The following is a 24,667-nucleotide window of genomic DNA, read 5'->3' as shown; positions in this document are numbered from 1 at the left end:
GGTCGAGTTTGTTGTTCTTGTATTGACTTATCTTTCACTTATTTTCTCTTATTTGTTACTTGCTCACAGTGCGAGGCAACGCTTGCTGTGGCATCTAAAATGGCTTGCTGCTTAGCATTGCTGGCCATTTGTTTAATTAATATAGGCTTTGCCAAATACGGGTTTAATAGCTCAACTATTGAATCTTTATTAAACTGCGGCTGAGGCATTAAAAGCGCGCCATTTGCGGTTACTAAATATTTTGCGTTGGCGGTTTGATGATCGTCTACCGCATGTGGAAACGGCACAAATACAGCCATTTTACCCGCGGCGGCAATTTCACTAACAGTCAGTGCACCAGCACGGCAAATAACAATATCGGCCCACGCGTAGGCGGCGTCCATATCATCTATAAATTCAGCAACTTTTAGGTCTTCATCTGCAATGTTGTTTTTCGCATACTCACTTTTCACGCCCTCAATATGGCCTTTACCTGTTTGGTGCCACACTTTGATTGGCGCTGTTTTAGCAAGTAAATTAAACGCCTCTGGCAGTGTTTGGTTAAGCACTTGTGCGCCTAACGAGCCACCCACCACTAAAATATTAATAGGGCTTGAAACATCACGTTTAGCTACATTAGCAACGCTTGCACGTACTGGGTTACCGACTAATTCGGCTTGCCCTGGTGCAAAGGCGCTTGGAAACGCAGCAAGTACTCTGTTAGCAAATTTTGCCAACCACTTGTTGCTCATTCCTGCCACTGCATTTTGCTCATGAATCACCAGTGGAATGCCTAAACTTTTAGCGGCAATGCCGGTTGGCCCGGTTACATAGCCGCCCATAGCAAGCACTACATCTGGTTGCTGAGATTTCAATACCTTACGCGCCTGCAATATTGCATTAAGTACCATGAATGGGGCTTTAATAAGACGCTTTAAGCCATTACCGCGTACGCCCTTTACATTAATAAAATCAATTTCAATGTTATGCTTTGGTACAACATCCGCTTCCATTCTGTCTGGCGTGCCTATCCAGCTTACTTGCCAGCCTTGCTCTTTTAAATAATCGGCTACAGCAATACCTGGGAATATATGCCCGCCTGTACCACCGGCCACAACTACTAATTTTTTACTCATCGCTTACCTCCGCGTGAGGTGGCTTGTTTGGTTGCCATTTTAGTTTCAAAATCAACACGCAATAAAATACCGGTGGCAATCGTCATTATTAATAAACTTGAACCACCATACGAAATAAACGGCAAGGTTAACCCTTTAGTCGGTAATAACCCCGCACTGGCGCCTACATTAACCATGGTTTGAAACGCAAACCAAATGCCAATAGCAAACGCAAAATAGCCTTCGTATTCTTTGCCACATTTTAAAGCTTGTTGGCCTATTAAAAGCGCCCTAAATACAAACACAGCCAACACAGATAAAATACTTGCTACACCTACTAGGCCTAGCTCTTCACCAATAACGGCAAAAATAAAATCGTTATGCGCCTCGGGTAAATACTGTAACTTTTGCACGCTGTTACCTAACCCTTGGCCAAACCAGCCACCTTGGCTGTAGGCCATAAGCGACTGCACTAACTGATACCCTTTACCAAATGGGTCTTCCCAAGGGTCTAAAAAGCCCACCACTCGCGCCATTCTGTATGGCTCTACAATAATCAGTAATACAACAAGCCCTACGCCCGTTAAAATAAGTACAAAAAACTGCCATAACTTTGCGCCGGCCAAAAATAACAGCCCCACAGTTGTTACAAACATAACCACCACGGTTCCTAAATCGGGCTGCAGTAAAATAAGTAAGGCATATACCGCAAATACAGCGATAGGCTTAGCAAAGCCTTTAATATTTTCTTGTACTTCTTCGCGCTTTCTTACCAAGTAGCCTGCTATATAACTGAAAAAGTATAATTTAGCGGCCTCAGCCACCTGAAAACCAACAGGCCCAATGGGTATCCAACGCTTAGCGCCGTTGACTTCGCGGCCTATTATTAACACAGCAATAAGTAGCACCATACCAAGCAGCAATAAATACGGGTTTGAGCGTTTCCACCAATCCATAGGCACGCTGGCGGCAATCCAAAATAAAACAAATGCCATCGCTAAAAACATGCTGTGGCGAATGGTAATATGGTATGAGTTATCAAACAGCCTTTCGGCTGTGGGCATTGAGGCGCTGGTCACCATTATAAAACCCACCCCTATAAGCATTAACATGCAATAAAGCAGTGGCACATCGTAAAGCTGTGCTGAGGGTTTTGGGGTGAGTGTTTCTTTTAAATCGGCAAAGGCAATCATAATTGCCCTTCCATTACACATTGCACAAAGTCATCACCGCGTTGCATGTAGTTGTTATACATATCAATGCTGGCACAGGCAGGGGCAAGTAATACAATGTCACCGCGCTTGCTAAATACTTTAGCGAGCGATACCGCCTCTTGCATTGTGTTTACTAAGTGCGATTTACTCGTTAAAGCAGCAAGCTCTGCTGCATCTTTACCAAAGCATACAAGCGCTTTTACATGACTTTTTATATATGGCTTTAACGCACTTAAATCAGCGCCTTTAGCATCACCACCGGCTATTACAATCAGGTTTTCGTGATCTGAGGCCAAACTATCTATTGCCGCTATAGTGGCGCCAACATTGGTGGCTTTAGAGTCGTTAAAGTATTGAACACCATGTTGCTCATCAACAAACTGGCAACGGTGCGCTAAACCATTAAATTGACAAAGCGCCGCTGCGTACTGTTCTTTGCTAATATCAAACGGGCTTAATAACGCCATAACCGCAAGTGTATTTAAGTAATTGTGCTTACCAACGACCGCAAGCGTGCTAACAGGTAAGTACGCCTCGCCTTTTACTATAAAGTGCAGCTCATTATTGCGCTCAGCTAAGTGGTAATCACCGTGGTCGGTGCCAAAGCTCATTTGCGGCGCTAAAGCGCGACTAATAGGCTTAGTTTGAATATCATCTGCATTGGTTACTAAAAGCTCAGCATTGTTATAAATACTTAATTTAGAGTCGATATAGGCTTGGTAGCTGTCGTAACGATCTAAATGATCTTCAGATATATTTAATACCGCTGCGCTTATTGGTTTTAAGCTTGAGCAGGTATCCAGCTGAAAACTCGAAAGCTCCAGCACATACACATCAAAATCATCACTTAGTAAATCCAATACCGCAGTGCCAATATTGCCACCTAATGCCACCTTATAACCTGCTGCTTTTAATACCTCGTAGGCTAAGGTAACAACGGTTGATTTACCATTAGAGCCTGTAACAGCAACAACCGGTTTTGTATTTATACGAGCAAACAGCTCTACATCACCAATTACTTCAATGCCTGACTCTATTGCTTGAGCAATTGCGGGAATTTTTAAGCTAAGCCCGGGGCTTATGATGATCATGTCGGTTTTACAAAGCGCGGCGCTGCCTAAATCACCAAAATGCGTATTAAGCTCAGGAGCATGCTCGCTTAGCCAATCCATACCTGGTGGCGCAACCCGGCTATCAACGACCTTTGGTGCAAAACCATGAGATAATAAAAAACGCACAATACCCAGACCGGTTACACCGAGTCCGAGCACTGTTATATGTTTGTTTTTTATCTCGTTTAAATACTGCATTTATCGAATCTTTAATGTCGCAAGGCCAGCAAGTACTAGCACAATTGAAATTATCCAAAAGCGCACAATAACACGTGGCTCTGGCCAACCTTTTAGCTCGTAATGATGATGAATCGGCGCCATTCTAAAAATGCGCTGTCCGCGTAATTTGTATGAGCCCACTTGTAAAATTACCGATAAAGCTTCCATTACAAACACGCCGCCCATAATAATAAGCAGTAGCTCTTGGCGTACTAAAATAGCAATAATGCCCAGCGCGCCGCCAAGTGCCAGCGACCCTACATCACCCATAAACACTTGTGCTGGGTAAGTGTTAAACCATAAAAAGCCTAACCCAGCGCCAACAATAGCGGTACACACAACCACCAGCTCACTAGCAAGCGGTAAATGCGGGATATGTAAGTAAGCCGAAAAGTTAATATTACCGGTTAAATAAGCAATTATCGCCAGTGCAGCAGCCACTAAAATAGTCGGCACAATCGCCAGGCCATCTAAGCCATCAGTCAGGTTTACCGCGTTTGAAGTGCCCACCAATGCAAAGTAAGTAATTACAATGTAAAACAAGCCTAATTGTGGCAATACATCTTTAAAGAATGGCACAACAAGTGAGGTTTCTGACGCTTGTGTACTCGTAGCATACAGTGCAGTTGCCACCACTAGAGCAATAACCGATTGCCAAAAATACTTCCACTTAGCAATTAACCCTTTAGGGTCTTTGCGTATTACTTTGCGGTAGTCATCTATAAAGCCCACTAAACCTAATGAGCCAATTACAAATAAGGTTGCCCATACGTATTTGTTTGATAAATCAGCCCATAATAAGGTGCTGGTAAATATGGCGCCTAAAATAAGTAATCCTCCCATAGTAGGAGTGCCTTTTTTAGATAAGTGAGATTCTGGGCCATCATCTCGCACTACTTGGCCAATTTGCATTTTTTGTAACGAACGAATGAGCTTAGGGCCAAAATAAAGCGACATCATTAACGCTGTTAATATGCCTAAAATGGCACGTAGGGTTAAATACGAAAAAACATTAAAGCCACTGTAATATTGGGTTAAATACTCTGCCAGCCAAACTAACATTATGATACTCCATTGATGGCTTGTTGCTGGCCATTTACTAAATCGGTTACTAATAATTCCATGCGAGAACTGCGCGATCCTTTCACCACAAGCGTGGTTTTATTGTTTGTGTTATTAAGACTGGTTTGAATTTGCTTGAGCATCTCTTCGCGGTTAGAAAAATGACGGTTTGGCTTATCAAATACATCGCTTGCGTATTTACTTAACACACCCAGCGTATACAGCTCATCAATGCCTTGTTGTTTTGCGTATTCGCCTACTTCTTGATGATAAGTTCTGGCTTGCTCACCAAGCTCTCCCATATCGCCCAGTGCTAAAATACGGTGCCCTTGAATATCACTTAATAAATCAATTGCTGCTTTTACCGACTTAACATTTGCATTGTAGGTATCATCAATAACGGTCAGTGAATCACTTACTTTTATTAAGTTTACACGCCCCTTAACATCGCCCATGGTGGCAAGTGCGGTGGCTATCTCTTCAAGTGATACATCAAACTCGCTGGTTAAAGCCGCGGCAATAAGCGCATTGCTCACGTTATGCTTACCAGGAAGAGCAAGCGTTACTGGTACTTTTTTATCTTGTGTACACAATAAAAAGCTTGCGCGAGCGTTTTCGTCTAGGCTGATATTTTCAGCCCAAATATCAAGTTTTTCAGTACTTGAAAAACACTTAACAGTGCGCCCTTTTAATTTATCAAGCCAGTATTGGCTAAATTCGCTATCGCAGTTAACAATGGCAACGCCATCGTCTTTTAGGCCATCAAAAATCTCACCTTTTGCCTTAGCAACCCCCATTAGGCTGCCAAAGCCTTCTAAATGCGCTGCGGCCACATTACACACCACAGCTACATCGGGTTTTGCCATGGCGGTAGTGTAAGCAATTTCGCCTAAATGATTAGCGCCAAGCTCTATAACAGCAAAACGGTGCTGCGGCTCTAAACGTAATAGCGTAAGTGGTACGCCAATATCGTTATTAAAATTACCTTTTGTAGCAAGCACATCTCCGTGCACCGATAAAATAGCGGCGCACATTTCTTTTACCGTTGTTTTACCCACGCTGCCCGTAATAGCAATGGTTTTAGGGTTAACCTGCGCCATAACCGCCGCACCTATATTACCTAATGCAATACGGGTATCGCTAACAACAAACTGCACAATATCTACATCTACTTTATGCTGAACAATAACGCCAATAGCGCCTTTTTGTTTAGCGTCAGCAATAAATTTATGGCCATCAAAATTAGGCCCTTTTAAAGCTAAAAACACCTCACCGTCGCAAATGCTGCGAGTATCGGTATTAATATTTACTACATTGAGATTATCACCTAGATAATCGGTTGCTAGCACATTTGCCAGCCAATCAAAGTCCATTGGGATCATTGAGTTATCCCTCTTACTGCTTTTTTTAGTTGTTCTTTTACATAACTGCGATCGCAAAAGTCGATACGTTGATCGCCAATAATTTGGTAATCCTCGTGGCCTTTGCCGGCAATTAAAATAACGTCATCCGCATTTGCATTTTCTATTGCATAGCGAATGGCTTTTGCTCTGTCAGCCTCTAAATGGGCTTTTTCAGGCTGCGATAAACCCGCTGCCACATCTGCCAAAATAGCATCTGGGTTTTCTGAACGCGGATTGTCGCTGGTAACAATAACCTTATCTGCATTTTGCTCTGCCGCTTGCGCCATTAAGGCACGCTTACCTTTATCTCTGTCGCCGCCACAACCGAAAACACAACTAACCCCACCAGGCACATGCTTTTGCAATGCTTGTAAAGCCAGAGCAAGCGCATCAGGCGTATGGGCGTAATCAACAACGCACGTAGGTAAATTAACTTCGCTAAACGCTTGCATACGCCCAGCAACGGGGTGCAAATGCGCGCATCCGGCGGCTAACTGCTCAAGCGGATAACCTAGCCCCAACAATGTTGCCAGTGCCGCAGTTAAATTATATAAGTTAAACTCACCAAATAGAGGCGATGTTACGCTAATATCACCCCAACTTGTGCTCAATTGCGCCGAAATACCATTTTTAGAATACTCAACATCAGAAAAATACACATACTGTGCATTTTTCGGCGCTAAATTTTTACGACCATAACAAATAAGGTTATTAAAACTGTATTTTTCAAGCCATTGCTCTGCTTGCCCATCGTCTTGATTTAGCACCACTAGCTGTGGGTCAAAATCGCGAAACAGCATAAGCTTAGCGTCGCCATAACTTGTCATATCGCCGTGATAATCAAGGTGATCGCGCGATAAATTAGTAAATACCGCCGCTTTAAATTGGCATTGTGCCACACGTTGTTGCACTAATCCGTGCGATGAAACCTCCATCGCCACAAGCTTTTTATGCTGCTGTTTTAAGTCATGCAATATGTGCTGCAAGTCAACAGCCGAAGGCGTGGTATTAATAAGTGGCGTAAGTGTATCGGGGTGGCCATAACCTAATGTGCCTATAATGGCCGAAGGGGTACTACAAAACTGCGCTAAATGCGCCATCATAGCCGTTGTTGTAGATTTGCCATTAGTGCCCGTTACACCAATTAAATCGAGAGATTGGCTTGGGTTTTCATAAAATTGACTCGCTAGCTCTGGGAGTTTTTTATCAAGCTCAGTTACTAAATACAGTGGCTCAAAAGTGACATCAAATTCGCAGAGCCTATCGGCAATAATGGCTGCAGCGCCGTTTTCAATTGCTTTGGCAATAAACTGTCCGCCATCAAGCGCATGGCCTTTTATAGCCACAAATACATCGCCTGGCGTTACATCCCGGCTATCAAGGCGTAAATCTTTAGCTAGCTGCGAAGGTGCATCTATGTCGATGTATTTTAAAATAGCCTTTAAATCACGCATCGTTATCTTTACCTTTTACGTAAGCCACTTCTTCCTTATCAGGGGCTACGTTTAATATTCTTAATGCGTTAGAGACGATTTCTGCAAATGCAGGGCCTGCGGTGGCACCTCCATAGTACACATCGCCACCGGGCTCATTTATCATCACTACCACAGCCAAGCGTGGATTACTTGCCGGTGCTACACCTGCAAAATAACCTACGTATTCATCACCGTAACCACCAGCAACCGCCTTTTTAGAAGTACCGGTTTTGCCTGCCGCACGGTAGCCATCTACTTTTATGTTTCGGGCTGTACCGTCTTTTTCAAACACGCTTTCCATCATGTGAACAACGGCTTCTACGTCTTTTTGTTTAAAAATACGCTCGCCTTCTGGCACACCGTCTTGCTTTAAAATCGTTAACGGACGATTAATCCCACCGGCGCCTAACATGGTGTAAAAACGGGCCATTTGCGCCGTACTTACCGAAATAGCATAACCAAACGATAACGTGGCAATTTCAAAGTCAGACCAGCGGCGGTTTGGATAAAATAAACCACTACTTTCGCCAACCATGCCTGTGCCGGTATCGCTACCAAAGCCCACTTTTTGATATAAGCCAACTAAGTAATCTTTAGGTACTTGCTGCGTTACCTTCGCCACGCCCATGTTTGATGAATACTTTAAAATTTCGCGAAGCGTCATTTCACCGTGGTTACGGGTATCTTTTACTAAACTGCCGCCTAAACGCATCCAACCTGGGTAGGTATCAATGGTGTCGTCGGCTTTAATTGCGCCGTAGTCTAGCCCAGCTAAAATGGCTAGTGGCTTAACGGTTGAGCCTGGTTCAAACAAATCGGTAATTGCGCGGTTACGGCGTTTATGTGGTTGTGCATCGTTCAAATTATTTGGATTAAATGATGGGCTATTTACCATGGCCAAAACTTCACCGGTTTTAACATCAACCACCATGGCCGACCCCGATGTCGCTTTATATGTAAGTACAGCAGATTTTACTGCTTTATAAGCAATTGCTTGAATACGTTGATCAATACTCAGCTGAATATTTTCAGGCTCTACACGCTCACGCTCATCTAATACTTCAACTTCGCGGCCTTGGGCATCTTTACGAATAGTGCGACGGCCTTCTTCGCCTGTTAAGGCATTTTCGTAGAGTTTTTCAATGCCTTCTATGCCTTTCCCATCAATATTTGTAAAACCAATAATGTGGGCCGTTACCTCTCCCGCGGGGTAATAACGTTTAGACTCATCTAACAAATGAATACCAGGTAAGCGTAATTGGCTAATGTAGTTGGCAACAGCCGGTGTAACTTGGCGCTTTAAATACACAAAACGACGGGTGGGATCATTTAATAAACGCGAATTTATTTTTTTAGGATCGATACGTAATACATCTGCCAGCTCACGCCAACGCAGATCATTTTCATAATAAACAGAGGTACGCTTATCAAGCTCAGCGGCATTTTCTGCAAGCGTTTTATGATCTTCACCGTTTTTACGTGCTTGTTTTATAACTTTGGCAACAAGTGACTTATGCAATGCTTTAGGATCGGCATACACACTGACTACAGGCACACTTACAGCAAGCTCTTTGCCTTGACGATCGAAGATCATACCGCGTTGTACGTGTAGTTTTTCTACACGAACGGTGCGTTTATCGCTTTCTGAACGGGCTTTATCTGGCTCAATAACTTGTAAATAGGCAGCACGCGACACCAGTGTTACAAACACTAAAAACACCACAGTGCACACCAACATAAAGCGCCATGTGATTAAGTTATTGACCTGTTTTTTGCCGCGATTTCTCATTGTATTATTATTACCTGTTCATCCTGACTGGTAGGGCGCTTCATTTGAAGCTGCGTGGTAGCAACTTCTTCAATGCGCGCATGCTGCGAATAAAACTCTTCTTCTACAAGTAAATAACGCCATTCAAGGTCGAGCTCATCTCGCTCTTGTAGCAGCGTATCTTGCTTAATTAGCTGCGCGCGAGCCGAGTGCGTAACCTGCACTACTGCAAAGCTTGAAGCGAATATCACAACCAACAAGGCCGAGGTTAGCTTGTTAGCTCCTAGGCCTTTTAATATTTCTAAAAATAAATTGGGTTGGCGATGATTCGCTTTAGTGTTCATCCAAGCCTCTGTGCAATCCTAAGTACTGAGCTGCGAGAGCGTGGATTACGCTCAATTTCTTCAGCACTTGGTTTAATAGCTTTACCCACTGCTTTTAACGTCAGGTTTTTATTTATTTGTGCGTCGGTTAAAGGCAGACCTCTGGGTATCGCTTCTCCCTTACTCTGTTTTCTAATAAATTGCTTCACTATTCTGTCTTCAAGTGAATGAAACGAAATAACCACTAAACGTCCACCTGGCTTTAATACTTTTACAGCGGCTTGCAATGCGGTTTGAATTTCTTCCAGCTCACTGTTTATATAAATTCTGATTGCCTGAAATGTACGTGTGGCTGGGTGTTTAAATTTATCTTTAACGGGCACCGCTTCATCGACTAAATCGGCAAGTTGCTTGGTTGTAGTAATTGGCGTGTGCTCTCTTACCTCAAGTACTTTGTGGGCAATACGCTTACCGAATTTTTCTTCACCGTAGGTTTTAATTACATGGGTAATGTCTTCAAGCTCAGCTTCGGCTAGCCACTGCGCTGCACTGCGCCCACTTGTTGGGTCCATGCGCATATCAAGAGGGCCATCTTTCATAAAGCTAAAGCCACGCTCTGCGTCATCAAGCTGGGGTGAGGACACGCCAATATCTAATAAAATGCCATCAACTTTACCTAACAGATCGTTTTGCTCTGCAACATCGTATAAGTTAGAAAAGCGGGTGTGAGCTATAGCAAAGCGAGCGTCATCGGCAAATTTTTCAGCCGACTTTATTGCTTGTGGGTCTTGATCAATGGCCAGTAAACGCCCTTGCTCACCAAGTCGAGCAAGTATTTGACCTGAGTGTCCGCCACGTCCAAAAGTACCATCCATGTATATGCCGTCTGGCTTAATTGCAAGAGCATCGATGGTTTCGTCCATTAATACGGATACGTGTTCAAATTGCGCAGTCATTAGCTTGTGTTTGCCTTTTTTAGTGCCGTTAGAGTGTGAAATTATCTAAATCTTGGTTTGCTTCAAAATCGCCGAGCCTTTCCAGCTCAGTGTCTTGGCGCATTTGTTCGTGCCAACGCGCTTCATCCCAAATTTCAAATTTATTCATTAAACCAACTAGCATGATCTTTTTGCCAAGTTCTGCGTGGCTACGCAATGAAGGCGCCAGCAAAATTCGACCATTTTTATCAAGTTGATACTCTGTGGCATTACCTAACAACATACGTTGCATTCGGCGAGCGCGTGGATTCATATTAGAGATTTTAGATAAGCGGCTTTCTATTTCTTGCCACTGTGCAAGAGGATACAACCATAAACACGGCTCGTTTAGCGCAATGGTACATATTACCGTTCCTTGATCTTCAGACAGCAAAGCGTCTCGGTACTTAGTCGGTACCGCAAAACGTCCTTTATCATCCAAGCTCAGTGAACTAGCGCCACGAAACATAAAAAGCCTACTTTTAAATTGTGTAATCGAGTTTCGATTAATTTGATCCAGTTAGATCCACTAAAAACCACTTTTTACCACAGTGCTCCAGTTTAGGGCTTGACAAGCCTTTTTGTCAAGTAAGCTGACCAGCTTTAACGTCTCGCTAAGCTAGAAAAAATAAGGCTTTACGCAAAGCGATTGAATTACGTGGGAAAAAGTGGAGGTAGTAGATAAAATTTTTTTAAAGCGATACTAATAACGTTTGGTTTACATAATTTGCTTACTGAATAATCAATGAATAATTACAAAAAAATGAATCTAGGGCCTGTTGACCTTTAAGGATTATAATTTGTTCAATCTAGGGGGTATTTAATCGCGGCGTGAGGTTTGTAACCTAGTGGGCTAAGTAAAAACCGAGTAACAAAGAGTAAATGCCCCCTAGGCAGAACTCTTCGGGCAGCGCCTGTTTGACATTTATACGTCGTTATCGCCTATTTATGGGGAATAACCACACTACATAGGCTCTACCTTGCCTAAATCCCAAACAGACTGCTGCAAATTAAATCTCGAAAGGTAAACAGGCCCTAGGTTTATAGGCATGTAAAATTTACTTAGCACAGCAGCAATACTTACTTCATGCTGCTTTTTATTTAATCTACCGCACCCTGCCTTAAATATATAAAACAATAAAATCAAGTGGTTAAATTATTTTTAATGGTTGGTTTAATCGTTGCATCTGCTATAGCACCAGTTAAATTTTTTTATTTTATTTATTAAGGATTGATTATGGCTACTGCAACAAATACAAAACCGAATACTGAAACAAACATGAAACCTGATCTTAAACAAAAAGAGAGTGAGGCACCGTTGACTGAAAAAGCAACGTCTGTAGCACACGATGCAGTAGATGCACTTTCAAGCAAGGCATCAGTTGCTGAGTCAAGCGTACGTAAAGGCGCTTCAAGCTCTGCAGAAGCACTAAGCGAAAAACAACTTATTGCTCGTGAAAAACTAACTGAGTGCAGCGCAAAAACGCGTGCTTTTGCCTCAGAAAATCCGCTAGCAACAGCGGGTATTGCTTTTGCGGCGGGTATGCTTGTAACGTCACTATTTCGTCGTAAGTAATAAATAATGAGTAGCTCACAAACAACAGCAACCACGGACGGTAATGCTCAAAATCAAACAACAGATGACCCTAGCCAAAAGGATGATTGGCAGGATCATATAGCAAAGATCATTGAATACTCTGACCAGCTCAAGGAGGATTATAAAACGCAAGGAAAGCTTACCCACCAACTTGCAAAGGCTGAGTGGAAGCTGTCGTTACGATCAATGGCGTTGATCACTATATTTTTAGGATGTTTTGCCAGTGGTTTGATTTTGTTGTGGGCCGGCTTACTAGGTGCAATTGGCTACGGCGTATATGATTTATTTGGCTCGGTTTGGCTTAGCTTTGCTACTGCTGCACTCGCGCAAATAATTTGTTTAATTTGGCTTTGGCGAAATACCGTATACCTAAGCAATAAAATTGGCTTTAGTAAAACGATTAAAAGTGTGAAGCAACTTTTAAATCTATAAGGAAATAACCATGCTTGTTAATTTTCTAATTAAAGAACCGAATGAGAACGTTGACACGTTAAATAAGCAAATGGATTTACAGCATGCATTAAAACGCCAGCACCATGCAGCAATAAAGTATCGCTTTAAGCGCTTTGCAGCCACCAAGGTAGGATTGGCATCAGCTTTTTTAGCCGGAGCAACAGTTCAAGCTGGCAAAAGCGAAACCAGCTTTGTGCGAAAATACGGCTGGCTGGTAAGGTTATTTGCATAGCAGCAATTGCATTTAAAAAGCTTTTTTAAAAATGCAATTGCCGCTTACTTTAATGCCTTCTAATACCTCTTAGCCCAACTTGTCTCTATTATGATTTTGGCTAAAGTTTAACGCCGGCCCTTTTGGAATAATTTGCGTTGGGTTGATCATCGTGTGGCTAAAATAGTAATGTCGCTTAATATGCTCAAGGTTAACCGTACTGGCTACTCCCTCTATTTGGTATAACTCACGTACATAGTTACTCAGCGCTGGGTAGCTTTCAATGGTGCGTAAATTACACTTAAAATGCCCTACATACACGCTATCGAACCGAATGAGTGTGGTAAATAAACGCCAATCCGCTTCAGTTAATGTACTCCCCATCAGGTAGCGATTTTTACTTAGTATGCCCTCTACTTTATCAAGTGCTTTAAATAACGCAGTAAATACATCTTCGTATGCTGTTTGTGTGGTTGCAAAACCCGCTTTATATACCCCATTATTAATATTGGTATAAACAAGGTCGTTAATTTCGTCAATATCAGCTTGTAGTGATTGTGGGTAATAGTCATCCGTATTATTCGTAATTTCATTAAATGCGGTATTAAACATACGAATAATATCTGCAGATTCATTACTAACAATTTTATTTTGCTGCTTATCCCAAAGCACAGGCACAGTTACTCGCCCACTGTAATTTTCATCGTGCTTAGTATAAATTTGATGTAAGTATTCACTATTAAATAAATCATCGCCGCTACTGAGGTTATCTTTATCAAAGCTCCACCCCTTATCTAACATATCTGGGCTGACTACCGATACGCTAATAATATCACTTAGGCCTTTTAGCTGTCTGAATATAAGTGTGCGGTGCGCCCACGGGCACGCTAAGGCAACATATAAGTGGCAGCGATTTGCTTGCGCCTTAAATCCGCCGTTTCCTGTAGGACCAGGGCTGCCATCTTTTGTGATCCAATTACGAAGCTGCGCTGCTTCGCGTTTAAATTTACCATTATTCGAGCCGGTGTCGTACCATTTGTCTTGCCATTGGCCATCAACTAATAAACCCATAATAACCTCCTCATTTAACTATTAAATGTTGCCAAATTCACCGTTTTGATAATCACGCACCGCTTGTTTAATTTCCTCTTGCGTGGTCATTACAAATGGGCCCATATGTGCAATAGGTTGCTCAAGTGGGTCACCCGCTAAAATAAGCATCCCCGCCCCCTTTTGTGAAGATATATCAATGTCACTGTTTTCACTTAATATAAGCAACTTGCCAGCATTAAATGTTTGCTCGTCACCTGTAATAAGCTCACCTGTATGAACATAAATCATCACTTTACGTTGTTTAAGCCCTGCTAACTGCATGCGTGTATTAACGGGGAGAGTAACATTGGCCAGTGCAGCATTGGCCGCTAAGCTTTGCAAACTCGACGTTAACGTACAATCTTCAAACTGCCAATTACCCGCAAGTGCGCTAAAGCTCACGCCGTGCTGGTTAGTGACTTCAGGCGCTGGATTTTGTGTAGTATCTTGATAACGTGGCGCACGCATTTTTTCGCCACTGGGCATATTGATCCAAATTTGAAAGCCATGCAGCCCCTCTTTTGCATCTGTTAGTGGCATTTCACTGTGCATTACGCCTCTACCTGTACTCATCCATTGTACATCGCCAGATCGGATCGCTTTTTTGTTGCCCATTTGATCTTGGTGTTCAAAGCCACCTTTAATAATGTACGTAAAGGTTTCAATGCCGCGATGAGGGTGCGGTGGAAAGCCACCAATATAGTCACTTTCATTGTTAGACTTTAGCTCATCAATCATTAAAAAAGGGTCGAGGTATTTGCCATCAAAACCAGGTAATCGCCTTATGTTTACACCATCACCATCTTGGGTGGCGTAAGCAGTTAACACTTTTGCTATGTTCATATTTAAAATACTGTAGTAGATTAATTAATGAGCTTATTAAAGCATTCATAAAACAATACGACTATGTCTTTAAATCGAGCAAAACGTTCTATTTTTTAGAAAATTGAGTGTTTATTTTGATAATTCGTTTATTTGGTATAATAAGCTCCATGATTAAAAACACAGACTTAAGCTGATTTCTAATAACTTTTTAGTACAACCCTATATTTTGTATGGTTATTTTTGGCTTTTATGTCTACAATCACTTTTTAGGGACGCAGAGCTTAAGGAAATCTTATTTTTACTTCATCGCTTAAAAGCCAGCTTTACAGGTTACTCATCCTACTTAGCATTCCCGGCGCCGCTGTGACGGTATTTACGCTATGGTATGAGCGTGATGCTGCCATTGAAAAAAGTGAAGAAAGAATAGTAAATATAGCTAAGCAATTGACACAACATCAAAAAACAATGGTTGATGATGTTAAACGTATTACTATTTATTTAGCCGATAAAACAGCAAAAAATGAAACACTCCCCACAATCTGCCCTAATTACTTTTACGAAATAAAAGCCCTTTATAAGAATATTGCAAATATAGGTATTGTTGATAAAAATGGCGACCTACAGTGCGTGACAAATGGTCGTAGTAAAAATATTAATATTAGCGATCGTACTTATTTTCAAAATGCCATTAGTAATAAAAGTTTTTCGGTGGGGTATTTTCAATACGACCGAAGTATTCAAGCGCAAAGTGTCAATTTTGCCTACCCAATTATAGATAGTAATAACCAATTAAAAGGCACACTAGTTACCGTTATTGCATTGAATTGGTGGAATATCGCCTTAAGCGAAGCAAAATTACCTAACAATGCCAAGGCCGTTATTGCCGACTCTAATGGCTTAATACTGGCCAACTACCCTAATCAACCACGTAATTTAGGCCAAAAAATTACCGACATAGATTTACTTCACGATAAAAGCTCGTTAACCGTGTTTAAAAATGCAGAAGGCGAAAATCAGGTTTTTCACCGCTCAGTAATATACAAAGACGGCCATGATAATAATTTAGATATTTATATAGCCGTTTCGGTTGAAGACTTTATTAATAAAGTGAATGAAAGCTTTGCTAAAACCATTTTTGCGTTTTTATCGGCTATTGTCCTGTTGGTGCTGCTCGCTAGGCGCTTAATTAAACAAAGTATATTTAAGCCTATCGCTAATTTAACCAAAGCCACAGATGAACTGGCAAATGGCACTATGCCCAAACATATTAAGAAGCCCAATAGCCCAGAACTGCGCGCGCTTTATGACCGTTTTGCTGTTATGGCACAAACCCGGCTATCTGCAGAGGCTAAATTAAAAAATAAGCACAACGAGTTAATGAGCTTATTAAATGCTTTACCCGATACCTACATACGTATAAATGCCCAAGGCAAAATCCTTTATATTGGCGGCTATATTAGCCCTGTGCTAAATGTTGAGACAGGCAAAGCTTTAAAATTAGTTGATGTACTCTCTGAGGCCAACGCAGAGTTACTGCTTTCTCATTTAGGTACTTTAGATGGCTCACAAACCATTGAGTTTACATTGTTTAAAAAATCTAAAGAGCACTTTTTTGAGGCAAGAATCAATGCACTCACTAATAATGAATACATTATTGTTCTTAGAGATATAAGCCAAAAAAAGGTCAACGAAAAAGCGCTACATTTAGCGTCGCTTGTTTACAGTAATAGTAGTGAAGGGATGATGATTACAGACCCCGACGGCATTATTTATGACGTAAACCCTGCGTTTTGCGAAACAACCCAATACAGCAAAGAAGAAGCGATAGGTAAAACCAGTCGGATTTTAGCATCTGGCAAACACTCAAAAGCATTTTATGAAAAAATGTGGGCAGAGCTCAGAGAAACTGGCCGTTGGCAGGGTGAGATAATTAATCGTAAAAAAAATGGCGACACCTATACCGAATTTCTGATCATAGATACCGTTTACGATGATAAAAACATGCCTACTCGCCGGGTGGCCATTTTTACCGACCTAACAGAAAAAAAACAAGCCGATGAAACCATATGGCGAAAAACTCACTTCGACCACTTAACTGATTTACCAAATAGGCTAGAGCTTAAAGAGCGTTTAAATAAGCGCTTTGATGAAGTAACAGGCGACAAATGCGAACTTGTTGTGATGCTGCTCGATATTGATCACTTTAAAGATATTAACGACACGTTAGGCCATCATTATGGTGATAATCTACTTAAGTTAGTTTCTCAACGGATAATTCAAGCTGCAATAAACGCCAGTTTTGTCGCGCGTATTGGCGGTGATGAATTTGTGATTGTATACGACCACGTTAAAAGCAGTCGCCATATAAACCAAATTGCCAGCAATATATTGCAAAGCCTTTCATCAAGTATACAGCTTGAAGACGAGGAGCTATTTATTAGCGCTAGTATGGGCATTGCATGCGCACCTAGCGATGGCCAAAGTACAGAGCTGCTATTAAAAGCTGCCGACCAAGCCATGTATAAAGCTAAAAATAACGGCCGTAATGGGTTTGAATTTTTTTCAAAAGATATGCGTATTCATGCGCAAGCGCGTATGCAGCTATTAAAAGATTTACGCACCGCCATAGAGCTTGAACAATTTGAGCTATTTTATCAGCCTATTGTGGCATTAAACGATTTGCACATTCATAAAGCCGAAGGGCTCATTCGCTGGCACCACCCTAAAAAGGGTTTAGTCTCGCCGGCGACGTTTATACCGCTTGCTGAGGAAACTAGGCAAATAAATGCGCTGGGCCAATTTGTATTTACGCAAGCAATACACACCCTAAAAGAAATAAACACCACCATGGGTGAGCAATTTCAAATTAGTATAAATGTCTCTCCTGTGCAGTTATCAACAATCGATAGCGGAATTGACGATTGGTGTGAGATTTTAAAAGCAGCCAAACTACCCGCCTCCTCTATTGTGGCCGAGATCACAGAAGGCCTTATGGTTAACCCAGAGCCACTAACTCAAAGTCGCTTAAAAAAATTAGTCCAGTCAGGTGTGCAATTAGCGCTAGATGACTTTGGCACCGGTTATTCATCGCTCGCGTACTTGCAAGAAATGGATACCGATTACCTAAAAATAGATAAACGCTTTATTGATAATATTAAAGCAGGGAGCCAGGAGCTTGCTTTATGTGAAGCCATTATTGTAATGGCCCACCAGCTTGGCCTAAAAGTTATTGCCGAAGGAATTGAAACGCAGCAACAAATGCAGCTACTACTAAAAGCAGGATGCGACTACGGGCAAGGTTATTTGTTTTCAAAGCCAGTGCCTAAAAAAGAGTTTATGACGCTGCTGAGCAGCAAAAAAATGGTTATTGCCAATAATAAATAAGTAGTTACGCAATAAATAGAGTGTCTACACGGTCAGGTAGTTTAATCAATAGTAAGTAGTAACAAGGTTTAAAATGGCAAAGGCAACACTCGAGCAATGGAGAATGTTTAAAGCTGTTGTAGAGCATGGTGGGTTTGCCGGTGCTAGCAGCGCGGTATTTAAAAGCCAATCAACCGTGCACCATGCAGTGCAAAAGTTAGAGTCGGCACTGCAAGTAAAATTGCTTGAAGTAAAAGGCCGTAAAGCGTATTTAACCGAAAACGGTAAGCTTATATTGCGCCGCGCTGAATTTTTAATAGATGAAGCCAGCAAAATAGAATCGGTTGCTAATACATTAAGCGAAGGTATTGAAAGCACATTAAAAATAGCAGTAGATGAAGTGTTTCCGCAGCATTTATTGTACCAAGCGCTAAGCCATATTAATGAGCAATACCCACTGGTAAAAATAGAACTGATAGAAAGCGTACTTAACGGCGCAAACGAATTACTTACCAATGCAGTGGTCGACTTAGCAATTACCTCTATTGCGCTTTATGGCATTAATTGCCATAGCTTGTGCGATATAGAATTTATTGCCGTTGCGCACCCTGATCACCCCCTGCACCAGCGCACTGAACCACTGACCTACAGAGAGCTTAAATTACACAGGCAAATAGTTGTTCGCGATTCGGCCACCCACACCAGCCACGACGACGGCTGGCTTGGGGCTGATATGCGCTGGACAGTAAGTCACTTACGCAACTCTATTGATATGGTTAGCCAAAACTTTGGTTATGCATGGCTGCCTAGTGCACAAATTAAACCTTATCTTAAAAACAACACACTTAAGCCCCTTAATTTAGAGCAAGGTACAACCCGCTCCTTAAAACTTTATTTAATGTGCACCGACAATGACCGTTTAGGCCCCGTTGGCCAAGCATTTACTCAGCATCTCATAAGCTTGTGCAATAACGAGCCGGGCTAAGAGTTTGTCGGCTCATCTACATCAAGGTGATCAGCAACATAGGCTCCGCGTTTACCGCGTTCTTTAGCGGGGCCTTTGGTACTATCTATCGCTGTTTGTTGTTCGGTTGCCGCATTTATTACCGCCCCAAGTGTAATAATATAGGCACTTATATAGAGCCACATTAGCATAATCACTACCCCGCCTAACGAACCATACGTTTCGTTGTAGCTTGCAAAGTGAGACACATAAAACGAAAAACCAATTGAGGCTAAAATCCATAATACAGTCGCAATACACGAGCCAAGTGTGATCCAGCGCCATTTAGCGGGTTTTCGGTGTGGTGCATAGCGATACAAAAGCACCAATGCAAAATTAAACATAAAGGCGAGTAATGGCCACGATATTAACTTTATTAGTAAGTCTATACTTTCTTTTAAGCCCACTAAATTAAGAACTATGGGTAAAATACCTATAATTAGCAAAGCAAAAATAGCCACTAAAATAGCCCCTACCGAAAATAAAAAACGTACTAACTGAGCATGAAAAAATGAGCGTTTTTCGTATTCATGATAACTAATGTTACAGGCAGTAATGAGCGCTTGGCTGCCTTTAGAGCTACTCCAAATAGTAAGAATAAGTGTACCAATTGCACTTAAGCTTAAACTGGCGTTAGAGGTTTGAGCCAAGCTCGAGACCTGAGATAAAATTAAATCGCTCGTGCTTTGCGGTAATAAGGTAACTATTTTACTTAAGTGTTCACTAATATCGGTGGGCGATGAAAAGTACGCATACACAGAAACCATTGCAGCAATAGCAGGAAAAATAGCAAGTAAGGCATAAAACGCAACGCCCGCTGCAACCAGCGATAAGTTATCTTGGCTCATTTGCTTAAAAATACGTTTGGCTATGTCCCACCAACCAATAACCGGAATGTGCACTGGCTGCTCGGCATGTTGTCCCCGTTTAGGTTTGCTCATTGTTTGCTCCTTTTTAGCCTATTATCGAGCAAAAAGTTTGCCAAGCTGTGCTTATGGCATTGGTATTAAACTTGCTGCTTGCTAGGTTATTTAAAATACCAAGGTAATACGCCATGAACAGCCTTATAACTATGCTAATTGCAGTGAACACCACGGCTGTGAATGCCTTAAACACCCCAGAAAGCGTGCTCAGTTGGCAGTATTTATACGCCCAAAGTTTGCAATTACTTCACGCAACAGCGCAAATATTACCCACTCTTTTATTAGGTTTTATACTTTTAACTATTAGCTACTTTGTCGCCAGTCCTTTATCTAAGCTGTTAGTAAAACCGCTCATTTATATGACCGACAGTAAACTTGTGCACTTAGTGGCCAAACGTGGGATTAGCATTTTAATTTTATTGCTGGGCGTGTATTTATTTTTACGTTTAGCAGGACTTACCGAATTTGCTATTGCCATTATGAGCGGTACCGGATTAATAGGCTTAATATTGGGCTTTGCCTTTAGAGACATAGCAGAGAACTTTATTGCTAGTTTGCTGTTGAGCGTTCAACGGCCATTTAAAATAGACGATGTAATAGAAGTCGATGGCCGCTTAGGTGTGGTTAAAAAGGTCACCGCTCGCGCAACCACCTTAGTTGATTACGATGGCAACCATATACAAATACCTAACGCCACGGTTTATAAAAATACCATTAAAAACCTAACTGCAAATCCAAAAATGCGTGCCAAGGTGGTGATTGGCATAGGTTACGATAACGATATTCGTTACTGCCAAACACTCGCCCTTGAAATTGCAAACAAGCAAACGGGTGTGATTACTGAGCCACCAGCACAAGTGCTGATCAATAATTTAGGCAGCTCAACAATTAACTTTAATCTGTTTTTTTGGGTTAACAGCGAGCAACATAGTCCGTTAAAAGTGGCCTCGCAGTTAATGCGTGAGCTAGTAACCGAATTTACAGCGCAAAACATCAGTATGCCAGATGATGCCCGCGAGCGTATTTTACTCAGTGCACCTGATGAGAGTGATACACAAAAGCCCACCAATAAAGCTGAGCAACCTTTAACTGCTCAGCAAAGCTCTAAGCAGCTGCAGCAGCAAAATGAAACGGTTGATGATGTAAGTAGTGATACCGACGAAATTCGTGATCAAGCCGAAAAATCACGGGATCCTGAACAGGGTAAAAATATTATCTAAGTTAAACGTATAAGAAAAAATAAAACCACATACAGCCAATTTACAACTTAATAATGTTTTAAACCCTAAAAAATCAAAAAATATGATTAATTAATGTATTAAATATAACTTTTGTTATATCAATAATAAAAGTTATACACCCATCAACTCATTGATTTTAAATGAGTTATTTATAAACCATCATTTAAGCCGCCTTTAACCCGCCTTTCATTATTAATAATTATTCAAAAAGTTATATTAACAAACCGCCAACCAAAAACAATAAAACCAATAACATTCAATACGTTATTAACAAAACCGTGCTTGGCATTATTAATGCAATAACAATAATCTAACAACTTTAGAGCTTAATTATGCACATGTACAAACAACCCCTATCTAAAAAGGCTAACGAAAGCTTGTCCATAAAATTGCAAGCCCCTTGTGCGGCCTGTGCACGTGCCGGTGCAGTATGCGCGTTAACGCCCTAAGCAAAAGTTAAATAGCTCCCACTAAATATTATAAATAATTGGAATAACACTATGACCAGTACAACAAGTATTAATAACAACGAGCCTAAAAAAATGGCGCTCTGGCTAAAAATACTCATAGGTATGATAGCGGGTATTATTGCCGGCATGCTGTTAGGCAATAATGCTGAATATATAAAACCAATTGGCCAGCTATTTATTAGCGCCATAAAAATGTTAATTGTACCGCTTATATTTTGCTCATTAATTGTTGGTGTTACCTCAATGAAAGACACCACTAAAATGGGTCGTATTGGTGTTAAGTCAATCGTATTTTATTTAGCCACCACCGCAGTAGCCATTTCGATTGGTTTGGGTCTTGGATTGTTGTTTGAACCTGGCGCAGGCTTAAATATGGTTGCAACCACAGTGGCTGATGCTAAACCAAGCCCTACCTTAGTAGACACCATTGTAGGTTTAGTACCAAAAAACCCAGTGGGCTCATTAGCCTCAGGTAATATTTTACAAATTATTGTGTTTGCGTTGAGCTTAGGCATTGCTTTAAACCTAATTGGTGAAAAAGGCGAACCCGCTAGCAAAATGTTTGAAAGCCTAGCCGATGCAATGTACAAGTTAACTGAACTTGTAATGAAGCTGGCACCATACGGTGTATTTGCATTAATGGCTTGGGTATCTGGCAAGTACGGACTGGATGTTTTACTGCCACTTATAAAAGTAATTGGCTTAGTGTACCTAGGCTGCATTATTCACGTTTTAGTGTTGGGTGGCGGCTTTGTAGGCTTACTAGGCAAGCTTAATCCACAGCGTTTTTATAAAGGTATTATTGAAGCGCAAATTATTGCTTTTACCACCACAAGTAGCTCAGGTACTTTACCTGCCAGCATTAAATGCGCCACTCAAAACTTAGGTGTATCGCGTACTGTATCAAGCTTTGTACTGCCTGTAGGCGCCACTATTAACATGGATGGCACCGCTTTATACCAAGGCGTATTAGCACTGTTTATTGCCCAAGCCTTTGGTATTGACCTCACCACAACAGATTACTTAACAATTATAGCTACAGCTACTTTAGCCTCTGTAGGCACCGCTGGTGTACCCGGTGCAGGCCTTATTATGCTTTCGCTAGTACTGACCACCGTTGGCCTACCACTTGAAGGCATTGCAATAGTTGCCGGTATTGACCGAATTTTAGATATGGCGCGCACTACCATAAATGTAACAGGCGATTTAATGGTTACTTTATTAATTGGTAAAAGCGAAGGCGAGCTTGACGAAACCCTTTACAACCAAGACAACACAGCGGCTCAACCCGCTAAGCAATAACCCTCGATTTAGTAATTTTATAGAGAACAAACCATGACTAGTAAACTTATCTATTTACCCGTTGCATTAGGTGTTATTGCCTTAGCTAAACCTGCCCACGCAGATATTACAATTGAAGGTTTAAATGGCCTTGAAGCCGTTAAGCTATTTGGCGATATGCGTATGCGCTTTGAGCGCACCGAAGGCGATACAATTGACTCAACAAGCCGCGCCCGTTTGCGTGCCCGATTTGGTATTAAATACGCAGCTACCGAGAACTGGTCAGCGCAAATGCGCTTTAGAACAACCTCAAGCCAACACGATTCAACCCATCAAACCTTTGGTATCACCGATACCAGCGATAACGATGACTTTGGTTTAGACCGCGCCTTTATGAAGTACACAGGGCTTAGTAACACCCAAGTATATATTGGTAAGGCGGCACCCGTTTATATGCATTCATCAGAGCTGCTTTTTCGTGACGATATAGCGCTAGAAGGTGTACAAGCTAACTGGAGTAACAATACGTTTAGCGTTAATGCGGGGCATATTATTCTTGAAGAAAATGTCGATAATGGCGAAGGCAAGCGCGATGCTAGCTGGCAACAGCTACAAGGTGTATATGCTACAAGTTTTAATAACATTAACCTTAAAGCCGGTATTGGCGGAATTTTTGTTAGCGCCTCAGATACGGCCTATGCCAGTGCTGAGTCGGGTCTTGATGATGACCAAGCAGGCAACGTAATGACCTACAACCTTGATGTACGTTATGGCGCAGTGCGCTTTGCAGCCGATTACTACACAAGTGAAGCCGACAGCGAAAATACAGCGTTTACTGTACATGCTCGTTATCAAATTAATAAACAGTTTGGCCTGCGTTTTTACGTGCTACGTACCGAAGCCTATGCATTACCTATGAACGGCGCGTTTACGCAAACTAATACTCCGGGTTCTTATACCAATATTAAAGGCACACGCGTACAGCTAGATTACAAAATTGCAGAGAACCTAAATGCCGATTTAAGATGGTTTAGCGTAGATAATATTAATAACGATATACCCACTAACAACAATGGCCGCGATCGCATTCAAGTAAACCTAAACATGAAGTTTTAGTACTAAGGCATGTTGACCAATCGTGATTAAATTTACAGTAGTGAGTTTAGTATTTAGCAAAAGCGATTATTAAGCCTACTCGCTTAAAAGCCAGCGCCTTGCTTAAACTGCCCTAGCTTGAAAAACGTTAATCTACACAGGTCAACATTCTCTAAATAGGCCCAACCAATAAAAGCGATTTAATAGCCGATATTAAATCGCTTTTATTTTATTAAACAGCCTTAAAAAGACATAACTGCCTTACAAAAAACCTTAATTAACAATTAATTTATTCTTATTTAGTTTAAAGTATAAATAGATAAGACTTAAAACCATGATAAATTCGTTAGTACCTAATTTATATAAAATTAAAATACAGACTATAGTCCCCTGCTGCCAACTAAAAACAACCTTTTTGCGGCTGTAAAAGGAACATAAACGCCATTTTATTTGTACTGTTTAGACAATT

21 protein-coding genes are annotated in these 24,667 nt (G+C 41.4%); 8 read left to right on the top strand and 13 right to left on the bottom strand.

Annotation, left to right across the window (positions count from 1 at the left end):
* Positions 1 to 38: 38 nt before the first annotated feature.
* From murG to mraZ, 10 genes are read right to left on the bottom strand one after another with little or no spacing between them, the layout of a single operon-like run.
* On the bottom strand, positions 39 to 1,115 hold the full coding sequence (gene murG, locus PAT01_RS05055) for an undecaprenyldiphospho-muramoylpentapeptide beta-N-acetylglucosaminyltransferase (protein ID WP_154945036.1): 1,077 nt from the start codon (positions 1,113 to 1,115) through the stop codon (positions 39 to 41).
* A complete protein-coding gene (gene ftsW / locus PAT01_RS05050; protein WP_154945034.1) occupies positions 1,112 to 2,287 on the bottom strand; it encodes a cell division protein FtsW in 1,176 nt (391 codons plus the stop codon). The genes murG and ftsW overlap by 4 nt, the downstream gene beginning before the upstream one ends.
* Positions 2,284 to 3,618 (bottom strand): UDP-N-acetylmuramoyl-L-alanine--D-glutamate ligase, encoded by a 1,335-nt coding sequence (gene murD, locus PAT01_RS05045; RefSeq protein WP_154945033.1) that lies wholly within the window; start codon positions 3,616 to 3,618, stop codon positions 2,284 to 2,286. Before murD ends, ftsW begins: the two co-directional genes overlap by 4 nt.
* Positions 3,619 to 4,701 (bottom strand): phospho-N-acetylmuramoyl-pentapeptide-transferase, encoded by a 1,083-nt coding sequence (gene mraY, locus PAT01_RS05040; protein WP_004589413.1) that lies wholly within the window; start codon positions 4,699 to 4,701, stop codon positions 3,619 to 3,621.
* Positions 4,701 to 6,083: a UDP-N-acetylmuramoyl-tripeptide--D-alanyl-D-alanine ligase gene (locus tag PAT01_RS05035; RefSeq protein ID WP_154945031.1), complete on the bottom strand. Its 1,383-nt coding sequence runs from the start codon at positions 6,081 to 6,083 to the stop codon at positions 4,701 to 4,703. The genes mraY and PAT01_RS05035 overlap by 1 nt, the downstream gene beginning before the upstream one ends.
* On the bottom strand, positions 6,080 to 7,558 hold the full coding sequence (gene murE, locus PAT01_RS05030; protein WP_154945029.1) for a UDP-N-acetylmuramoyl-L-alanyl-D-glutamate--2,6-diaminopimelate ligase: 1,479 nt from the start codon (positions 7,556 to 7,558) through the stop codon (positions 6,080 to 6,082). The genes PAT01_RS05035 and murE overlap by 4 nt, the downstream gene beginning before the upstream one ends.
* Entirely contained in the window at positions 7,551 to 9,368 is a 1,818-nt protein-coding gene (locus PAT01_RS05025; RefSeq protein ID WP_024033305.1) for a penicillin-binding transpeptidase domain-containing protein, read from the bottom strand. Before PAT01_RS05025 ends, murE begins: the two co-directional genes overlap by 8 nt.
* A complete protein-coding gene (ftsL, locus tag PAT01_RS05020; protein ID WP_024033306.1) occupies positions 9,365 to 9,691 on the bottom strand; it encodes a cell division protein FtsL in 327 nt (108 codons plus the stop codon). Before ftsL ends, PAT01_RS05025 begins: the two co-directional genes overlap by 4 nt.
* Positions 9,688 to 10,626, bottom strand: coding sequence for a 16S rRNA (cytosine(1402)-N(4))-methyltransferase RsmH (rsmH, locus tag PAT01_RS05015; RefSeq protein ID WP_154945027.1), 939 nt, complete (start codon positions 10,624 to 10,626; stop codon positions 9,688 to 9,690). The genes ftsL and rsmH overlap by 4 nt, the downstream gene beginning before the upstream one ends.
* Before the next feature lie 28 nt (positions 10,627 to 10,654).
* Entirely contained in the window at positions 10,655 to 11,113 is a 459-nt protein-coding gene (gene mraZ, locus PAT01_RS05010) for a division/cell wall cluster transcriptional repressor MraZ (RefSeq protein ID WP_004589407.1), read from the bottom strand.
* Between the two features lie 768 nt (positions 11,114 to 11,881).
* On the opposite strand from mraZ, the gene PAT01_RS05005 reads away from it, so the two are divergent.
* The 3 genes from PAT01_RS05005 to PAT01_RS04995 are packed head-to-tail and all read left to right on the top strand — an operon-like array spanning position 11,882 to position 12,926.
* Entirely contained in the window at positions 11,882 to 12,220 is a 339-nt protein-coding gene (locus PAT01_RS05005) for a hypothetical protein (RefSeq protein WP_004589131.1), read from the top strand.
* Between the two features lie 6 nt (positions 12,221 to 12,226).
* Entirely contained in the window at positions 12,227 to 12,673 is a 447-nt protein-coding gene (locus PAT01_RS05000; protein WP_024033307.1) for a threonine/serine exporter family protein, read from the top strand.
* 10 nt (positions 12,674 to 12,683) lie between these two features.
* The gene (locus PAT01_RS04995; RefSeq protein ID WP_154945025.1) at positions 12,684 to 12,926 is read left to right on the top strand and encodes a hypothetical protein; all 243 of its coding nucleotides are present in this window, start codon (positions 12,684 to 12,686) and stop codon (positions 12,924 to 12,926) included.
* Positions 12,927 to 12,995: 69 nt separating this feature from the next.
* On the opposite strand, the gene PAT01_RS04990 is transcribed toward PAT01_RS04995, so the two are convergent.
* Positions 12,996 to 13,976 (bottom strand): glutathione S-transferase family protein, encoded by a 981-nt coding sequence (locus tag PAT01_RS04990; RefSeq protein ID WP_154945022.1) that lies wholly within the window; start codon positions 13,974 to 13,976, stop codon positions 12,996 to 12,998.
* Positions 13,977 to 13,997: 21 nt separating this feature from the next.
* Positions 13,998 to 14,840, bottom strand: coding sequence for a pirin family protein (locus PAT01_RS04985; protein WP_154945020.1), 843 nt, complete (start codon positions 14,838 to 14,840; stop codon positions 13,998 to 14,000).
* A gap of 345 nt (positions 14,841 to 15,185) precedes the next feature.
* On the opposite strand from PAT01_RS04985, the gene PAT01_RS04980 reads away from it, so the two are divergent.
* Together PAT01_RS04980 and PAT01_RS04975 are read left to right on the top strand one after the other, a co-directional pair.
* Positions 15,186 to 18,206: a bifunctional diguanylate cyclase/phosphodiesterase gene (locus tag PAT01_RS04980; RefSeq protein WP_154945018.1), complete on the top strand. Its 3,021-nt coding sequence runs from the start codon at positions 15,186 to 15,188 to the stop codon at positions 18,204 to 18,206.
* Between the two features lie 73 nt (positions 18,207 to 18,279).
* Complete coding sequence (locus PAT01_RS04975; RefSeq protein ID WP_004589125.1) at positions 18,280 to 19,170, top strand: LysR family transcriptional regulator; 891 nt, start codon at positions 18,280 to 18,282, stop codon at positions 19,168 to 19,170.
* Here the strand turns inward: PAT01_RS04975 and PAT01_RS04970 are convergent.
* Positions 19,167 to 20,129, bottom strand: a complete 963-nt coding sequence (locus tag PAT01_RS04970) for a YihY/virulence factor BrkB family protein (RefSeq protein ID WP_154945016.1) — start codon at positions 20,127 to 20,129, stop codon at positions 19,167 to 19,169. The genes PAT01_RS04975 and PAT01_RS04970 overlap by 4 nt on opposite strands.
* Before the next feature lie 131 nt (positions 20,130 to 20,260).
* Here PAT01_RS04970 and PAT01_RS04965 point away from each other — a divergent pair, with 131 nt between their 5' ends.
* The 3 genes from PAT01_RS04965 (at position 20,261) to PAT01_RS04955 (ending at position 24,219) form a co-directional block, all read left to right on the top strand.
* Positions 20,261 to 21,331 carry a mechanosensitive ion channel family protein gene (locus PAT01_RS04965; RefSeq protein WP_052026279.1) on the top strand — a complete coding sequence of 357 codons (1,071 nt, stop codon included), beginning with the start codon at positions 20,261 to 20,263 and terminating at the stop codon, positions 21,329 to 21,331.
* Positions 21,332 to 21,852: 521 nt separating this feature from the next.
* A complete protein-coding gene (locus PAT01_RS04960; RefSeq protein ID WP_004589122.1) occupies positions 21,853 to 23,124 on the top strand; it encodes a dicarboxylate/amino acid:cation symporter in 1,272 nt (423 codons plus the stop codon).
* 33 nt (positions 23,125 to 23,157) lie between these two features.
* Positions 23,158 to 24,219 carry a putative porin gene (locus PAT01_RS04955; RefSeq protein ID WP_154945014.1) on the top strand — a complete coding sequence of 354 codons (1,062 nt, stop codon included), beginning with the start codon at positions 23,158 to 23,160 and terminating at the stop codon, positions 24,217 to 24,219.
* Positions 24,220 to 24,667 lie beyond the last annotated feature (448 nt).

The organism is Pseudoalteromonas atlantica (assembly GCA_007988745.1).
Taxonomy (GTDB): Bacteria; Pseudomonadota; Gammaproteobacteria; order Enterobacterales; family Alteromonadaceae; genus Pseudoalteromonas; species Pseudoalteromonas atlantica.
The sequence above is the reverse complement of the archived record's forward strand: the minus strand, read 5'-3'. Positions and strand labels throughout refer to the sequence as shown.

Bases quoted from the DNA above. Each gene is read 5' to 3' on its own strand.
- PAT01_RS04975 (WP_004589125.1), top strand. From the start codon at position 18,280: ATGGCAAAGGCAACACTCGAGCAATGGAGAATGTTTAAAGCTGTTGTA.
- PAT01_RS05005 (WP_004589131.1), top strand. From the start codon at position 11,882: ATGGCTACTGCAACAAATACAAAACCGAATACTGAAACAAACATGAAA.
- murG (WP_154945036.1), bottom strand. From the start codon at position 1,115: ATGAGTAAAAAATTAGTAGTTGTGGCCGGTGGTACAGGCGGGCATATA.
- PAT01_RS04965 (WP_052026279.1), top strand. From the start codon at position 20,261: ATGCTAATTGCAGTGAACACCACGGCTGTGAATGCCTTAAACACCCCA.
- murE (WP_154945029.1), bottom strand. From the start codon at position 7,558: ATGCGTGATTTAAAGGCTATTTTAAAATACATCGACATAGATGCACCT.
- murD (WP_154945033.1), bottom strand. From the start codon at position 3,618: ATGCAGTATTTAAACGAGATAAAAAACAAACATATAACAGTGCTCGGA.
- PAT01_RS04970 (WP_154945016.1), bottom strand. From the start codon at position 20,129: ATGAGCAAACCTAAACGGGGACAACATGCCGAGCAGCCAGTGCACATT.
- mraY (WP_004589413.1), bottom strand. From the start codon at position 4,701: ATGTTAGTTTGGCTGGCAGAGTATTTAACCCAATATTACAGTGGCTTT.
- PAT01_RS04985 (WP_154945020.1), bottom strand. From the start codon at position 14,840: ATGAACATAGCAAAAGTGTTAACTGCTTACGCCACCCAAGATGGTGAT.
- mraZ (WP_004589407.1), bottom strand. From the start codon at position 11,113: ATGTTTCGTGGCGCTAGTTCACTGAGCTTGGATGATAAAGGACGTTTT.
- rsmH (WP_154945027.1), bottom strand. From the start codon at position 10,626: ATGACTGCGCAATTTGAACACGTATCCGTATTAATGGACGAAACCATC.
- ftsW (WP_154945034.1), bottom strand. From the start codon at position 2,287: ATGATTGCCTTTGCCGATTTAAAAGAAACACTCACCCCAAAACCCTCA.
- PAT01_RS05000 (WP_024033307.1), top strand. From the start codon at position 12,227: ATGAGTAGCTCACAAACAACAGCAACCACGGACGGTAATGCTCAAAAT.
- PAT01_RS04990 (WP_154945022.1), bottom strand. From the start codon at position 13,976: ATGGGTTTATTAGTTGATGGCCAATGGCAAGACAAATGGTACGACACC.
- PAT01_RS04995 (WP_154945025.1), top strand. From the start codon at position 12,684: ATGCTTGTTAATTTTCTAATTAAAGAACCGAATGAGAACGTTGACACG.
- PAT01_RS04960 (WP_004589122.1), top strand. From the start codon at position 21,853: ATGACCAGTACAACAAGTATTAATAACAACGAGCCTAAAAAAATGGCG.
- ftsL (WP_024033306.1), bottom strand. From the start codon at position 9,691: ATGAACACTAAAGCGAATCATCGCCAACCCAATTTATTTTTAGAAATA.
- PAT01_RS05025 (WP_024033305.1), bottom strand. From the start codon at position 9,368: ATGAGAAATCGCGGCAAAAAACAGGTCAATAACTTAATCACATGGCGC.
- PAT01_RS05035 (WP_154945031.1), bottom strand. From the start codon at position 6,083: ATGATCCCAATGGACTTTGATTGGCTGGCAAATGTGCTAGCAACCGAT.
- PAT01_RS04955 (WP_154945014.1), top strand. From the start codon at position 23,158: ATGACTAGTAAACTTATCTATTTACCCGTTGCATTAGGTGTTATTGCC.